The following is a 1,682-nucleotide window of genomic DNA, read 5'->3' on the forward strand; positions in this document are numbered from 1 at the left end:
GGTGGTCGTCGTGGCGGCCGCGACGACCACCGTCCTCACGTGGTGTTGGATCCTGGCCGGTTGACACCGCCACGCCGACCACTATCTACTATGTAGCGTAGTAGAAGTTGGCCCGGTCGCGGGCCGGTCCAGGTCCTCGATCGCCCCCGTAGGAGTCCTCCCGTGTCCCGTCGTCCGAGTCTCCCGGTCATCGCGTTGTCCGTCGTGGTGGCCGTACTCCTCGCCCTGGTCGCCGTCCTCCTCGCTCGGGATGTGACCGGAGGAGATCAGTCCGCGGCCGGGTCCGCGACCGACTCCGCGGCGATGTCCGACGAGCGTCAGACCAGTCCTGAGCAGGCCCCCGGACCGGAGTCCATGGAGGGCATCGCGCGCCTGGCGGAGGGCGACCCGATGGCCATGGGCCCGGTGGACGCGCCGGTCGTGATGACCATGTACTCGGACTTCCGCTGCCCGTTCTGCGCGAAGTTCTCCCGCGAGGTGGAGCCGGCGCTGGTCGAGGAATATGTCGACGGCGGCGATCTGCGGATCGAGTGGGTCGACCTGCCGATCTTCGGGGAGGAATCGATGATCGCCGCCCGGGCCGGGCGCGCCGCCGCGGACCAGGGCAGGTTCTGGGAGTTCACCGAGGTCGTGTTCGCCGACGCCCCCGACCGTGGGCATCCGGACCTCGGCGAGGAGGAGCTGGTGGGGTACGCCGCCGCGGCCGGGGTCACCGACCTCGACCGCTTCCGGGCGGACATGACCGGCGGCGAGTACGACGCGGCCATCCGAGCGGACTACCAGGCTGCCACCGCGCTGGGCGCGACCTCCACCCCGACCTTCCTCATCAACGGGACGGGGATCGTCGGTGCCCGCTCGGTCGAGACGTTCCGCACCGTCATCGACCGCTCGCTGGACGGATGAGCGGGCCCTGATGACAGAACAGATCGGGCTCGTCGGGGGATTCCTCGGCGGCGTGCTGAGCATTCTCAGCCCCTGCTCGGCGCTGCTGCTGCCGGCCTTCTTCGCCTACGCCTTCGGCACCCGCCGGTTGCTCCTCGCCCGCACCGGCCTGTTCCTGCTCGGCCTCGCGATCGTCCTGGTCCCGCTCGGGGCGGGGATGGGGGCGATCGGTTCGCTCTTCACCGTCCATCGCGGGACCGTCACGCTGATCGGCGGCCTCGTCGTCGTCCTCCTGGGTGTCTACACCGCCCTCGGGGGCGGCTTCCGGCTCCCAGGCCTGTCGGACGCCTCCTCCCGGGTCACCGGCAGCGGCCCGCTGTCGGTCCTGGCACTGGGCGCGCTCTACGGCTTCGCAGGGTTCTGTTCCGGCCCGCTGCTCGGCGGGGTGCTGACCCTGGCGATGGCCGGGGGATCGCCCGCCTACGGGGCGGCGGTCATGGGCGCCTACGCGATCGGGATGGTGGTCCCACTCGCGGTTCTCGCCCTCGCGTGGGACTCGCTGGGCCTCTCGCGCCGCCGGCTGCTCCGGGGTCGTGAGCTCACCCTGGGGCCGATCCGGACCCACACCACCTCGGTCATCGCCGGGGTGCTGTTCGTCGCGGTGGGTCTGCTGTTCGTGCTCTCCGACGGCACCGCGGCGATCGGTTCGCTGATGGGGGTCGACGAGCAGTTCGAGCTCCAACTCGCCGTGGAGCGCTGGGTCGCCGGGGTGGACGACCTGTGGTTCCTCGTGGCGGCGC

At 71.3% G+C, this 1,682-nt stretch carries 2 protein-coding genes; both read left to right on the forward strand.

Translation table 11 applies throughout. From position 1 onward, the window contains the following. Positions 1–162: 162 nt before the first annotated feature. A complete protein-coding gene (locus G6031_RS17935; RefSeq protein ID WP_182654009.1) occupies positions 163–903 on the forward strand; it encodes a thioredoxin domain-containing protein in 741 nt (246 codons plus the stop codon). 10 nt (positions 904–913) lie between these two features. Then, positions 914–1,682 (forward strand): cytochrome c biogenesis protein CcdA (locus G6031_RS17940; protein WP_182654010.1); only part of this gene is annotated, 769 nt, incomplete at its 3' end.

The sequence above is a fragment of the Dietzia sp. CQ4 genome (assembly GCF_014145125.1).
GTDB classification, from domain to species: domain Bacteria; phylum Actinomycetota; class Actinomycetes; order Mycobacteriales; family Mycobacteriaceae; genus Dietzia; species Dietzia natronolimnaea.